This is a genomic window from Nitratireductor kimnyeongensis (genome assembly GCF_019891395.1).
Lineage (GTDB): Bacteria > Pseudomonadota > Alphaproteobacteria > Rhizobiales > Rhizobiaceae > Nitratireductor > Nitratireductor kimnyeongensis.
In genome coordinates, this window is the sequence record NZ_CP078143.1 from 2066703 (window position 1) to 2079386 (window position 12684).

11 protein-coding genes are annotated in these 12684 nt (G+C 59.7%); 4 read left to right on the forward strand and 7 right to left on the reverse strand.

Features of this window, described 5'->3' with window-relative positions; genetic code table 11:
• Positions 1-88: 88 nt before the first annotated feature.
• Entirely contained in the window at positions 89-439 is a 351-nt protein-coding gene (locus tag KW403_RS09820; RefSeq protein ID WP_223019320.1) for a MarR family transcriptional regulator, read from the forward strand.
• Positions 436-1290: a C40 family peptidase gene (locus tag KW403_RS09825; RefSeq protein WP_223019321.1), complete on the forward strand. Its 855-nt coding sequence runs from the start codon at positions 436-438 to the stop codon at positions 1288-1290. Before KW403_RS09820 ends, KW403_RS09825 begins: the two co-directional genes overlap by 4 nt.
• Here the strand turns inward: KW403_RS09825 and KW403_RS09830 are convergent.
• The 7 genes from KW403_RS09830 to KW403_RS09860 form a co-directional block, all read right to left on the reverse strand.
• Entirely contained in the window at positions 1287-2237 is a 951-nt protein-coding gene (locus KW403_RS09830; protein ID WP_223019322.1) for a 2-hydroxyacid dehydrogenase, read from the reverse strand. The two genes, KW403_RS09825 and KW403_RS09830, sit on opposite strands and share 4 nt — an antisense overlap.
• Positions 2238-2254: 17 nt before the next feature.
• Positions 2255-3886 (reverse strand): ABC transporter ATP-binding protein, encoded by a 1632-nt coding sequence (locus tag KW403_RS09835; protein WP_223019323.1) that lies wholly within the window; start codon positions 3884-3886, stop codon positions 2255-2257.
• Positions 3883-5034, reverse strand: a complete 1152-nt coding sequence (locus KW403_RS09840) for an ABC transporter permease (RefSeq protein WP_223019324.1) — start codon at positions 5032-5034, stop codon at positions 3883-3885. The genes KW403_RS09835 and KW403_RS09840 overlap by 4 nt, the downstream gene beginning before the upstream one ends.
• Positions 5034-6146: a microcin C ABC transporter permease YejB gene (locus KW403_RS09845; RefSeq protein ID WP_223019325.1), complete on the reverse strand. Its 1113-nt coding sequence runs from the start codon at positions 6144-6146 to the stop codon at positions 5034-5036. The genes KW403_RS09840 and KW403_RS09845 overlap by 1 nt, the downstream gene beginning before the upstream one ends.
• 54 nt (positions 6147-6200) lie before the next feature.
• A complete protein-coding gene (locus KW403_RS09850; RefSeq protein WP_223019326.1) occupies positions 6201-8078 on the reverse strand; it encodes an extracellular solute-binding protein in 1878 nt (625 codons plus the stop codon).
• Positions 8075-9955, reverse strand: coding sequence for an extracellular solute-binding protein (locus tag KW403_RS09855; RefSeq protein WP_223019327.1), 1881 nt, complete (start codon positions 9953-9955; stop codon positions 8075-8077). The genes KW403_RS09850 and KW403_RS09855 overlap by 4 nt, the downstream gene beginning before the upstream one ends.
• Before the next feature lie 152 nt (positions 9956-10107).
• Positions 10108-10851 (reverse strand): c-type cytochrome, encoded by a 744-nt coding sequence (locus KW403_RS09860; protein ID WP_223019328.1) that lies wholly within the window; start codon positions 10849-10851, stop codon positions 10108-10110.
• 197 nt (positions 10852-11048) lie between these two features.
• Between KW403_RS09860 and KW403_RS09865 the strand changes: the two genes are divergently transcribed.
• Complete coding sequence (locus KW403_RS09865; protein ID WP_223019329.1) at positions 11049-11795, forward strand: 3-deoxy-manno-octulosonate cytidylyltransferase; 747 nt, start codon at positions 11049-11051, stop codon at positions 11793-11795.
• Positions 11792-12667, forward strand: a complete 876-nt coding sequence (locus KW403_RS09870) for a prephenate dehydratase (protein ID WP_223019330.1) — start codon at positions 11792-11794, stop codon at positions 12665-12667. Before KW403_RS09865 ends, KW403_RS09870 begins: the two co-directional genes overlap by 4 nt.
• Positions 12668-12684 lie beyond the last annotated feature (17 nt).

Consider the following 12684-nt stretch of genomic DNA (forward strand, 5'->3'; position numbering starts at 1 on the left):
GGTGGATACTTGCGCCGGCCCGCCTTTCGCGGCATGAATGAAACGGAGCCGAAACGGTTTCCGGTATCACGCGAAGGCAGATCCTGACATGTCCGTCCAGCTAAGGCCAAGCCAGGCGTTGCGTCTGTGGCAGCAGGTCTGCCTCGCCGAGGTCCGCGGCAAGGCACCTGATCTGACGGAGCGCCAGCTTGCGATTCTTCTGACGATTTATCTGGACCCGCCACCGCACACCGTGCGGGGCCTCGCCGAGAAACTCGATGTATCCAAACCCGTTATCACCCGCGCCCTCGATACAATGGGTGCCCTGAAACTTGTTTCACGCCATCGCGACCCGAGTGACCGCCGAAATGTTCTGATCAAGCGCACTGTCGAGGGTGCGCTCTTCGTGGAGCGGTTCGGCGATGTGGTGGTGGCCAGGTCTGCGGAGTTGCCCCTATGACGATACTCGATCGCCGCCTGCACGCTCACCGCCCGGATCTTGCCGATGCCCGTTTGGAGGGCAAGGTGAAGGCAGAACGTTTCACCGCCGGCACACCCGCCCGTATCGGAGCACCTGTTGCCGATGTGCATAGCGCCCCGCGCCACGACGCCGGCATGGACACCCAGTTCCTCCATGGTGATGCGGTACGCGTGTTCGAACACCGCGAAGGCTGGGCCTGGGTGCAGGCAGAACGCGATGGATATGTCGGCTATGTGAATGCACATACACTTGCCGATACGGATTTCACGCCCACGCACCGCGTCACCGCACAGCGCAGTTTTGTCTACCCCGAGCCGGAATTGAAGAAACCCGCAATCGCCGCTCACAGCATGGGCGCCGCTGTCTGCGTGAGCGAGATTGTCGAAAACCGGGGTACGCAATATATGCTTCTCGCGTCAGGTGGCGCGATGGTTGCGGGCCACCTGCAGCCTCTCGACGCATATCACGAGGACTATGTCACGGTCGCAGAAACCTTTCTGCACACACCCTATCTGTGGGGTGGCACGAGCGGTTTCGGAATGGATTGTTCCGGTCTGGTGCAGCTTTCCATGCGCATGGCCGGAAAATCCGTGCTCCGCGATACGGACATGCAGGCCGACAGCATCGGTATGTTGATTGGTCCTGCCGGGACCGTGCTTCAACGCGGCGATCTCGTGTTCTGGAAGGGCCATGTGGCGATCATGCTCGATCACGCGATGATGCTTCACGCAAACGGCAATACCATGACCGTCGCACGCGAACTGCTCAGTGATGCCATTGAACGGATCGAACGGCTCTACGGCCGTCCAACCCATTACCGTCGTCCTTAATATCCGGCGTTGCGATCGACCAGGTTGTCGAGCGCTCCACCACGTTCAAACGCATCCATTTGCTGCAGCATGAGGGGCGCCAGATGTGCGGGGTTGGAGGTGGCAGCCGCATGGGGCGTCACGAAAACGCGGGGGTGCGACCAGAGAGGGCTCTCCGGCGCCAGTGGCTCGCGTTCGAACACGTCGAGGCTCGCTTCTTTCAGCACACCCTCTTCAAGTGCTTTGAGGATGTCGATCTCGCGCTGCAGGCCACCGCGTCCGGCATTGATGAGACAGGGGCCGCCCAACGGCCCGTCCTGCCGCAGTCGCGAGAGCAATGAGTAATTGACGATTCCTTGGGTCACAGCCGTCAACGGCAACAGGACCACCAGAATGTCGGTCGCGTTGAGGAAGGGCGTCAATTCGTCTTCGCCATCAAAGCCCCTGATGCCCTCAACGTCCTTGGGTGTACGGCTCCAGCCATTCACCGAAAAGCCGACCGCACGCAGCGCCTGCGCGGCGCGTGTGCCAAGCTGTCCCAGTCCCATGATGCCAACTGAAACTTCGTTGGCTGGCGGCTGCCGAGGCTCGTGCCAGACCTTCCGGGTCTGTTGTTCCCTGTAGACGGAACCCTGCCTGTGATGGTCGAGCACACGCCACGTCACATACTCACACATATACTGCGTAAGATTGTCCGCCACCACGCGGACGATGGGCACATTCGGCACCTGGTCGTCGGCGAAGATGTGGTCCACGCCCGCTCCAATGGAGAAGATGACTTTCAGGTTCGGCAGTTTGGCAAGCACCCCGGGCTGGTGCTTCCAAACCACGGCATAATCAATGGAAGGGTCTTCCGCGCCGTCTGGCTCCAGCACGACCTCCCGTTCCTTCGAAAGGAGGTCGTACCAGCGCTGGGGATTAAAGCCTGTCACGGAAAGAAGGACGCGACCGCGTTTCTGAGTGCTCATGGTTTGTCCCTCGGATCTTACTCGCTCACCACACCTCCCGGCGTGGCTTCTATGTTGAATGCGGCTGCGATCAGCGCACGCGTGTAGTCGGTTTGCGGTGCATCGAATATCTGTTCCGCCGGGCCGGCCTCCACCACCTTGCCGGCGCGCATGACGATCACTTCATTGGCAAGCGCGCGCACGACCTTCAGATCATGACTGATGAACAGATAGGCCAGATTGTGTCGCTTCTGCAAATCACGAAGAAGATCCACCACCTGCGCCTGCACGCTCATGTCGAGCGCCGAGGTGGGTTCGTCCAGCATCACGAAGCGCGGCTTCAGCACCATGGCGCGGGCAATGGCGATGCGCTGGCGCTGACCGCCCGAAAACTCGTGCGGATAGCGAAACCGGCTATCGGGATCGAGGTCGACCTCTTTCAGAACATCCACCACCATGGCGTCGCGCTCATCGGCCGAGAGGCCGGGTTCGTGAATGCGCAGGCCTTCCTCGATGATCTCTGCAACCGACATGCGTGGGCTGAGCGAACCATAAGGATCCTGAAACACCACCTGCAGGGCGTGCCTGTAGGGGCGCATCTGGCGGAAGGACAGTTGGTCGATCTCCTGGCCCGAGAACTGAATGTGCCCCTCGGAACCGATCATGCGGGCTAGAGCCAGGCCGAGTGTCGTCTTGCCGGAGCCCGATTCACCCACCACGCCGAGCGTCTGTCCCGCGCGCACCGTCACGTCCACCCCGTCGACACCCTTGATATAGTCGACCGTGCGGCGCATCAGCCCCTTTTTTACAGGAAACCAGACCTTGATCTCGTCGCCTTTCATCACGGTTTCCGCAGTCGGGTCCGCTTTTGGCGGACGCCCCTTCGGCTCCGCTTCGATCAAATGACGTGTGTAGGCATGCTGTGGGTTGGTGAAGATATCTTCCGTCCGCCCGCTCTCCACGATCTTGCCGTCGGTCATCACGCAGACCCGATCCGCCACCTTGCGCACGATGCCCAGATCATGGGTGATGAAAAGCATCGACATGGAATTCTTGCGGCGAAGATCGGCCAGAAGCTCCAGGATCTGCGCCTGCACCGTCACGTCGAGCGCGGTGGTCGGTTCATCGGCGATCAGGAGGTCGGGCTCGTTGGCGAGCGCCATGGCGATCATCACCCGCTGGCGCTGGCCGCCGGAAAGCTGGTGCGGGAATGAATCGAGCCGCTTCTCCGGGTCGCGGATCCCGACCTGGTTCAGCAGTTCAAGGGTGCGCTCCCGCGCCGCCTTGTCGCCCATGCCGCGATGCAGTTTCAGCATCTCGCCAACCTGCCGTTCGATCGTGTGCAGCGGATTGAGCGAAGTCATCGGCTCCTGAAAGATCATGGAGATCTCGTTGCCGCGCACCTTGCGCTGTGTCGCTTCGTCGGCGGCAAGGATGTCCACACCATTGTAGAATATCTCGCCGGACGGGTGGCTCGCCGCCGGATAGGGCAGAAGCCGTAGAACCGAGAGTGCGGAAACGGACTTGCCGGACCCCGATTCACCCACTAGCGCTACAGTCTCGCCACGCGCGATGTCGAATGAGATGTGATCGACCGCAAGTGTCTCCTGAGCCCCTTGCCTGAAGGCTACGGACAGATCACGGATCGAGAGGAGGGGAGCGTCACTCATTTGAACGTCTTCCGCGGGTCGAAGGCGTCACGCACGGCTTCGCCGATGAAAATCAGCAGCGACAGCATGATCGAAAGGCTCAGGAAGCCGGCGATGCCGAGCCATGGCGCGTTGAGGTTGCGCTGGCCCTGCCGCAGAAGTTCCCCCAGCGAAGGGGAGCCGGGCGGTAGTCCGAATCCCAGAAAATCCAGCGATGTCAGCGTCGTGATCGAGCCGTTCAGGATGAAGGGCAGGAAGGTGAGGGTGGCCACCATCGCATTGGGCAGAAGGTGCCGGAAAATGATCGTGCGGTTGGAAACGCCAAGCGCCCGCGCCGCACTCACATATTCGAAATTGCGTGCGCGCAGGAATTCGGCGCGCACCACGCCCACAAAAGCCACCCACGAGAAAAGCAGCATGATGCCGAGCAGGATGAAGAAGCCCGGCGGCAGAACGGCGGCGATGATCAGGATCAGATAGAGCACCGGGATTGACGACCAGATCTCGATGAAGCGCTGGAACAGGAGGTCCGTCCAGCCGCCGAAATAGCCTTGGATCGCGCCGGCGCTCACGCCGATCAGCGCCGAGGCACCGGTCAGGATCAGGCCGAAAAGAACCGAGATACGGAACCCGTAGATCACCCGCGAAAGCACGTCGCGGGCCTGATCATCGGTGCCGAGCCAGTTCCAGTTTCCGGGTGTGCAGGCCGGATCGTCCGCTCCCTGCAGATAGCGTCCGCAGCGCTCTTCCCTGGTGTACATCCATGAAGGCTTGGCCGGCGCCGCCTCGGGAATTTCATTGTTCACCGTGCGGTAGGAATAGCGGATGGGCGGCCACACCATCCACCCATTGGCCTCAATCTCCTCTGAGATGATCGGGTCGCGATAGTCCGTCACGGCGAGGAAGCCGCCGAATTTTTCTTCCGGATAATCCACCAGAACCGGGAACAGAACCTCGCCTTTGTAGTAGGCGAGCACCGGCTTGTCGTTGGCAAGAAATTCGGCAAATAGCGACAGCACGAACAGGATCAGGAAGATCCAGAGAGACCAGTAGCCACGCCGGTTGGCGCAAAAGTTCTGCCAGCGGCGCTTGTTGATCGGCGAAAGCCACGGCCGCGCACCGGGACGGCGCACCGCTGCCACCTCACTTTGGACCTGCATGTCGGACATCACACATCCCTCCGCTCGAAATCGATGCGGGGGTCGATCATCGTGTAGGTCACGTCCGAAATCAGGCTGATGACCAGGCCGAGCAGCGAGAAGATGTAGAGATTGGCGAACACCACCGGATAATCGCGGTCGATCACCGAGCGGAAGCCCAGCAGGCCGAGCCCATCAAGGGAGAATATACTCTCGATGAGCAGCGAGCCTGTGAAGAAGGCGGAGATGAACGCACCGGGAAAGCCCGCAATGATGATCAGCATCGCATTGCGGAACACATGACCGTAAAGCACCTGCCGTTCCGAAAGCCCCTTGGCGCGGGCGGTCACCACATACTGTTTGCGGATTTCATCGAGAAACGAGTTCTTGGTCAGAAGTGTTGTCGTGGCGAAGGCCGAGAGCACCATGGCCGTCAAAGGCAGCGCAAGATGCCAGAAATAGTCGAGAATGCGCGCCGGCCAGGAAAGGCTCTCCCAATTGTCGGAGGTCAGACCGCGCAGCGGGAACCAGTCGAAAAAGGAGCCGCCGGCGAAAAGCACCATCAGGAGGATGGCGAACAGAAAGCCGGGAATGGCATAAGCGACAATCACCACACCGCTGGTCCAAACGTCGAATGCCGAGCCGTCCTTCACCGCCTTGCGGATGCCGAGCGGAATGGAGATCCCATAGGAGATCAGCGTGATCCAGAGGCCGAGGGAAATTGAAACGGGCATCTTCTCAAGGATCAGGTCGATAACCGAGATGTCGCGGAAATAGCTTTCGCCGAAATCGAACCGTGCATAATTCCAGATCATCAGGGCGAAACGCTCAAGCGGTGGCTTGTCGAAGCCGAACTGCTTTTCAAGCGAGGCGATGAACTCGGGATCGAGACCCTGCGCGCCGCGATATTTAGAGGTTACGCCACTGCCTTCGACAGACCCGCCGTCAAAGCCCTGATTGCCGAAATCTCCACCGCCGCCGGAAATGCGCGCATCGGCGCCGCCGGCCTGTCCGGTGATCTGCGCAATCACCTGCTCCACGGGGCCGCCGGGTGCAAACTGCACAACGATGAAGGAAATGGCCATGATGCCGAAAAGGGTCGGGATCATGAGCAGCAGTCGACGGAGAATATAGGCGCCCATCAGTCAGCCGCTCTCTTCACGTTTGGGATTGAGGAAAAATTTGCCACGCCGCCCCTACGCTTTGCCAATCGCTTTCGCCTTTTCTTTCTCGAACCACCACAGAGACTCCACCGGGAAAAAGTAATCCGGCTTGTTGTCGCTGTACCCGAACATATCCCAGTGGGCCAGACGGTGATTCGTCAGGTGCCAATTTGGAATCCAGTCGCGCCTTGCACGCAAGACCCTGTCCAGCACCTTTAGCGTCACGATCAGTTGGTCGCGGCTTTTCGCCTTACCGGCAATTTCGATAAGTTCATCAACCACCGGATCGGCGGTGCCTGCAAAATTATAGGTTCCTTCGACACTTGCCGTGCGCGAATGGAATATCTGTTCGAGCCCGTTCGCGTCCGGCGTGGGCGTCAGACCGATAGCCATGGAAATCATGTCGAAATCGAATGCACTCTGCCTGCTCTGATACTGCGAGGCATCGACCACGCGTGTAGAGGCATCAATGCCGATGGCCCGCAGATTCTCTCCGAAGCTGGCATCCTGACGTAGGAAGAGCTCATCTCGCACCAGATACTCGAGCTTGAAGCGCGTACCTTTTTCATTGTGGAGAACACCATTGCGCGGTGTCCAGCCCGCTTCCATCAAGAGTTGGCGCGCCCGACGCAGATTGTTGCGGTCGCGGCCGGAGCCGTCGGAAACCGGCTGCTTCACCGCCTCTCCAAATGCCGCCTCCGGCGCTTCGCCACGAAAGCGGTCGAGCAGTGCCTGTTCCTTGGGCGAGGGTTCCCCTTCGGCCATGAATGATGAGCGCTCGAAGAAGGAGTGCGACCGCGTGTAGGTGCCGTAGAACAGGTTGCGGTTGGTCCATTCAAAATCGAAGCACAGGCTGATGGCCTCGCGCACCCGCACATCCTTGAATTGTTCCCGTCGCTGGTTGAGTACGAGACCATAGAGCTGCGGGCGCTTCTCACCGGGGATCTCGTTCTGGACCACGCGGCCATCGCGAATGGCGGGAAAATCATAACCCGTCGCCCAGACGCGCGATGTGAACTCCTCGCGCCAGTAGACGTCACCTTTCTTGAAGGCTTCGAACCCGGCATTGCGGTCGCGGTAGAAGTCGATGCGGATCGTATCGAAATGGTTGAACCCCTTGGCTGGGCCGAGATCACGCGCCCAGTAGTCCTCCACGCGATCGTATTCCACGTAGCGCCCGGCCGAAAAGCGACCCACCTTATAGGGGCCTGATCCGAGAAGGGGCACGAGACGGGAGCTGTCGAAACCGTTTTCCTCGACAAACGCTTTCGAGAAGATCGGAAAGCCCGCGACAGTGAGAATGTTGCGGCGTGATTGCGCGCCGGAAAACCGCAAATGCACGAGATCGGTCCCGTCCGCATCGGCTTGCGTCATCTCGGTGAGAGGGAGCTGAAACTGCGGGTGCCCTTTCTCCTTCAGCAGGTCGTAGGAAAAAGCCACGTCTTCGGCTGTGACGGGTGACCCATCATGAAAGCGGGCCTCCGGCCGCAATTTGAAGGTGAACCCGTTGCGGTCGTCGGAAAGCGTCACGCTTTCGGCCAGGAGCCCGTAGATCGCATCGGGCTCGTCATAGGCCCGCACCATCAGCGAATCGAAACAGATCTCCATGCGCGGCGGCGCATCGCCTGTGCGTACAAAGGCGTTCAGCGTGTTGAAGGTCAGAACGTTCTGATTGAAGAACCAGTATCCGGGCTGAAAGTTGAACGTGCCGCCTTTCGGTGCGTTGGGGCTGGCATAGTCGAAATGGCTGAAGCCCGGCGCATATTTGAGGTCGCCGAATGCGGAAAGGCCATGCAGAGGTACGCCCGTTTCCAGATTTGCAAACACCTCACGTGGAAACAGGGGTGTGGCGATTGCCGCACCGGCAAGCGCGAGGAATTCCCTGCGCGGTACCTTGTGGGGCCCGCTCAATTCTGACTCCGGTATTTCTCGGCGAGTGCCGCCTCGCGTTCCGGGTCGATCCACCACGAATCGAGGTCGACACCTGCATATTCAGGCTGTTTCTCCGGCATGCCGAACTTGTCCCAGTAGGCGATGCGAACGTAAGGTGCATGCCATTGGGGCACCCAGTAATAATTCCACAACAGAACCCGGTCGAGCACCCGGCTTGCCGCGACAAGCTCCTCGCGGTCCTGCGCGTAGATGATGTTTTCAACGAGCGCGTCCACGATGGGGCTCTTGACCCCCGCAAGATTGCGGGTGCCGGGGGTGTCGGCCGCCTTCGAACCCCAGTATTCACGCTGCTCGTTCCCCGGTGAAAGCGAGTTGACGAAGATACTCGCCACCGCGTCGAAATCGAAATTGCGGATGCGGTTCACATATTGCGACGGGTCGATGATGCGGAGCCTTACGTCGATGCCGATCTTGCGTAGGGCCGCCATGTAGGGCCCGGTCGTGATTTCATCAGTGGGGCTGTTGCCAAGAAACTCGATGGTGAATTGCTGGCCGGTGCCGTCATTCGTCATCTTGCCGCCCTTGATGCTCCATCCCGCTTCGGAAAAGAGCTTGATGGCTTCACGCAGATAGGACCGTTCTGCCTGAGGGTTGTCATAGACCGGAAGCTTGAACGCATCGGTAAACACTTCCGGCGGCAGTTTGTCCCTGAATTCTTCGAGAATCTCCAGTTCGCGTCCCTCTGGCAGGCCGGTTGCGGCCAGCTCGGTTCCTTCGAAATAGCTGTCCGTACGGGTATAGCTATCGAAGAACAGTGTCCGGTTCATGTCCTCGAAGTTGAAGGCGAGCGTCAGCGCTTGCCGAATCCGGCGGTCCTGAAATTTGGGTCGGCGCGTGTTGAGAACGAAGCCCTGCATCGGCTCCGCGCCGCCGGTCGGAAACTCTTTCTTGATGACATCGCCATCCTTGACTGCCGGAAAAGTATATTCCGTCGCCCAGCGGCGCGAGCGGTTCTCCACGCGGATATCCTGCAGGCCACCCTTGGTGAAGGCGAGCCAGGCAGCATTCTCGTCCTGGATATAGGTGTATCTGCGGCGATCGAAATTATAGCGCCCGACATGCACAGGCAGATCGGCCGCCCAATAATCTTCCACACGCTTCCAGACGATCTCGGATCCAGGTGCAAAGCTTTCGATCATGTAAGGGCCGCTTCCCAGCGGAGGCTCGAGTGTGGGTTGGGTAAAATTGCGCTTCTTGCCCTCGGGGTCTGTACCTTCCCACCAGTGTTTCGGCAGAACCGGCAGGTCTCCCATAATGTGCGGCAATTCCTTGTTGCCTGCCTGATCGAAGCGAAATTCCACCTCGCGTTCAGATAGAGCCACCGCTTCCACAACACTGGAAAAATACCGCGTGTGTTGAGGACTGTGTTTCTTGAGCATGTTGAGAGACCAAACCACATCGTCGGCCGTAATCGGCGTCCCGTCATGCCAACGCGCCTTGGGGTTGATGCGATAGGTGGCCGAGGAATTGTCCTCGGGATGCTTGAAGGCTTCGGCAATCAGCGGATAGCTCGTGCTGGGCTCTGTCAGGGACTGCTGCATCAGCGTGTCCCAGAGGAAACCACCGAAATAGTTGAGCCCGGCTGCCTGGGTGCCTCGCACGATGAACGGATTGAAACTGTCATAGGTGCCCAGCGCGACGGAATTCAGCGTCCCGCCCTTCGGCGCATCCGGGTTCACATAATCATAGCGCTCGAACGTGGTCTGTTGGCTTTCAGACTTGATGAGCGACGAACTGGTGAGCCATTCGTCTTCGGCGCTTGCGGGATAGCTGGCAAACAGAAGAGCCGCGGCAAGGCCGATCGCCCGTGTTGCTGTCGCACCGATCACCCGCATGGCATTCTCCTCATATTGTTTTGGTTCCCAGTCGAAACGTAGACCATCCCCAACGCATGGCAAGGGCCAAAGCTCTTTGTTTGAGCCGCTTTCGGGCAACAAAAAAGCCGGTCGAAACCGGCTTTTTCAAGCTCTGCAAAATTAAATTTCCGTTAGTTGCCGGATGTGGTGTTCTCTTCACCTTCGACGGGAGCTTCTTCTGCAGGAGCAGCTTCTTCGCCGTTCTGCGTCTCAGCCGGCGCTGTTGTTTCTTCAGCCGGAGCGGCCTCGGCCTCGCCTTCGGTGGCGGGAGCAGCCGCTTCGTCTTCCGCCGGGGCGGTCGCAGCATCATCACCACTCTCTGCCTCAGGCTCTGGCAAAGGTGCAGGGCTCGAAGCGTGCTGGCGCAGATAGGCGATCAGATCGGCCCGGTCTTCGATCTTCTTCAGGCCGGCGAATGCCATTGCTGTTCCCGAAACAAAACCTTTGGGGTTGGTCAGGAAGTGATCCAGGTTTTCATAGGTCCAGGTGACGCTGCCGCCCTGCGCGAATTCCTGCATGGCCGCTGAGTAGCCGAAGCCCTCATGGCTGGCGACCGGACGGTTGACGATCTCCCACAGGTTGGGACCAACCTTGTTTGCGCCGCCTTCATCCACCGTATGGCAGGCCTGACAGCGCTTGAAGATATTCTCGCCCTTTCCGGCGTCGGCGGAGGCGAGGAGCGGGGCAATGGGCTCCGGTTCGGCCGGTCCGTCGGATGCGCCGGCCCCAGCGTCCTCAGTCACCTCGATCGCATAGCCCGGCGTGGCTGGCGGCGGCGACGAGAAAATCGCGTCCGAGAGAATGCTGACCGAGAAGATAACGAAAACGGCGCCCAGAAGCGCGCCGAGGATTTTGTTGAGTTCGAACGAGTTCATACGCCCTGAGGCTCCCTATTCCGGACGCTCGCGGTGGCGAGAAGATGGAAACTTCAGCGCCAGTGTCCCCCGCGTTCGGCCGTTGCCGGTAAAATCGCGCGGAAACTAGGTCTTTTGCTCCGCGCATGCAACACATATAAGGCACTTCCCAGTGAGACTTTTTGCCACTTTAGCAATTCAAAAGAGTTCCGGCCTCCATGTCCAGCCTGATCATAATTCCCGCGCGTATGGCCTCGACCAGATTGCCGGGCAAGCCGTTGGCCGATATCGCGGGTGCGCCGATGATCGTGCATGTTGCTCGCCGCGCAAGCGAGAGCGAGGCCGGCGATGTGGCCGTAGCAACCGATTCAGCGGAGGTGGCCGCGGCCGTCCAGAAAGCCGGTTTCACCGCCATCATGACACGCGCCGATCACCAGTCCGGTTCCGACCGCATCTTCGAAGCCTTGGGTAGCCTTGATCCGGGCGGCCGTTTTGAGAGCATCATCAATCTGCAGGGTGACCTGCCAACGATCGCCCCTGAGGACATTCGCGCCGTTGCCGGCCCGCTGAACGATCCGCAGGTGGATATCGCGACGCTCGGTGTCGAGATCCGAGACGAGGCCGAGAAAACCAACCCGAATGTGGTGAAGATCGTGGGCGCGCCCGTCGATAACGATTCGTCGCGTTTGCGAGCGCTCTACTTTACGCGCGCCACCGCCCCCTGGGGTGAGGGGCCGCTTTATCACCATGTCGGCATTTATGCCTATCGCCGCGCGGCGCTGGAGCGCTTCGTCTCCCTTTCCCCCTCCGTTCTGGAAACACGCGAACGGTTGGAGCAATTGCGGGCGCTCGAGGCGGGAATGCGCATTGACGCGCAGATCGTCGCGTCGGTTCCGCTTGGTGTGGATACACCTGAAGACCTGGAGAAAGCCAGGCAGAGACTTGCATTGAAAACGGACACATGATCATGGCAGTCAAGACAAACAAGATCGCTTTCCAGGGCGAGCCCGGTGCAAATTCCGACACCGCCTGCCGCAACATGTTTCCCGACATGGAGCCACTTCCCTGTCCGACATTTGAGGACTGCTTCACCGCCGTCGAGACCGGCGCAGCCGATCTCGCGATGATCCCGATCGAGAACACGATCGCCGGGCGGGTGGCGGACATCCATCATCTTCTTCCGCGTTCGGAGCTCCATATTGTCGGGGAATATTTCCTGCCGATCCACTTCCAGCTCATGGTGCTGCCCGGTGTGAAGACCGAGGAAATCAAGACGGTCTACAGCCACATTCATGCGCTCGGGCAGTGCCGCAATATCATTCGCGAGAACCGTTGGAAGGGCACGGTCGCCGGCGATACGGCAGGTGCCGCCCGCCTTGTCGCAGAGTTGGGCGAGCGCTCCAATGCCGCGCTCGCACCGCGGTTGGCATCCGAACTCTATGGTCTCGACATCGCCATGGAGAATGTCGAGGACACCGACAACAACGTCACCCGCTTTGTTGTCTTGTCGAAGGAGGAGAAGCAGGCCGCGCGGACCTCCTCCGAGCAGCTTATGATGACCACCTTCATCTTCCGGGTGCGCAACGTTCCTGCCGCTCTGTATAAAGCCATGGGCGGTTTCGCCACCAATGGCGTCAACATGACAAAGCTGGAAAGTTATCAGCTCGGAGGGAAATTCTTCTCCACTCTGTTCTACGCTGATGTGGAAGGGCATCCCGACGACCGCAATGTCGCTCTGGCTCTTGAGGAACTCAGCTTCTTCTCGCGTGAAGTGCGCATTCTGGGCGTCTACGAGGCACATCCGTTCCGCGCCACGCAGACCGAGGATGAGGACTAACTGCGTCGCTGAAAGGG

Bases quoted from the DNA above. Each gene is read 5' to 3' on its own strand.
- KW403_RS09820 (WP_223019320.1), top strand. From the start codon at position 89: ATGTCCGTCCAGCTAAGGCCAAGCCAGGCGTTGCGTCTGTGGCAGCAG.
- KW403_RS09825 (WP_223019321.1), top strand. From the start codon at position 436: ATGACGATACTCGATCGCCGCCTGCACGCTCACCGCCCGGATCTTGCC.
- KW403_RS09830 (WP_223019322.1), bottom strand. From the start codon at position 2,237: ATGAGCACTCAGAAACGCGGTCGCGTCCTTCTTTCCGTGACAGGCTTT.
- KW403_RS09835 (WP_223019323.1), bottom strand. From the start codon at position 3,886: ATGAGTGACGCTCCCCTCCTCTCGATCCGTGATCTGTCCGTAGCCTTC.
- KW403_RS09840 (WP_223019324.1), bottom strand. From the start codon at position 5,034: ATGTCCGACATGCAGGTCCAAAGTGAGGTGGCAGCGGTGCGCCGTCCC.
- KW403_RS09845 (WP_223019325.1), bottom strand. From the start codon at position 6,146: ATGGGCGCCTATATTCTCCGTCGACTGCTGCTCATGATCCCGACCCTT.
- KW403_RS09855 (WP_223019327.1), bottom strand. From the start codon at position 9,955: ATGCGGGTGATCGGTGCGACAGCAACACGGGCGATCGGCCTTGCCGCG.
- KW403_RS09860 (WP_223019328.1), bottom strand. From the start codon at position 10,851: ATGAACTCGTTCGAACTCAACAAAATCCTCGGCGCGCTTCTGGGCGCC.
- KW403_RS09865 (WP_223019329.1), top strand. From the start codon at position 11,049: ATGTCCAGCCTGATCATAATTCCCGCGCGTATGGCCTCGACCAGATTG.
- KW403_RS09870 (WP_223019330.1), top strand. From the start codon at position 11,792: ATGATCATGGCAGTCAAGACAAACAAGATCGCTTTCCAGGGCGAGCCC.